The sequence below is a fragment of the Oceanospirillum sediminis genome (assembly GCF_014164585.1).
Taxonomy (GTDB): domain Bacteria; phylum Pseudomonadota; class Gammaproteobacteria; order Pseudomonadales; family Halomonadaceae; genus Oceanospirillum; species Oceanospirillum sediminis.
Map to the genome: position 1 here is coordinate 1 of NZ_JACJFM010000306.1, position 323 is coordinate 323.

Sequence of the window (323 nt, forward strand, 5' to 3'; positions counted from 1 at the left end):
CAGGTGGCGAGCTGCCGGAGGGTGTGGCATGAGTCAGAATATAAGTAGTTCCAAACAGAATGCGACAGGCTTCAGAGTATCTCAGCCGGGGCTTCTGACGCTGATTCAGTATGCAGGACGTTTCGGACACCACAGAATCGGTCTGACCACTGGTGGGCCGCTGGATATGCAGGCATACAAATGGGCTAACCGCCTGTTAGGTAATCAGCCGGGCTGTACCGCATTGGAGATCCGTATTGGCGGTCTGGTGCTTTCTGCAGAAGTCGATAGCTGGATCGTACTGACCGGTGCAGAGATGCCATTAAAAATTAATGGTAAAGAAC

1 pseudogene is annotated in these 323 nt (G+C 52.3%); it reads left to right on the plus strand.

Annotated elements, in window-relative coordinates:
- Nucleotides 1-28 precede the first annotated feature (28 nt).
- Nucleotides 29-323: pseudogene (locus H4O21_RS25010) on the plus strand (allophanate hydrolase); the annotation flags it as partial.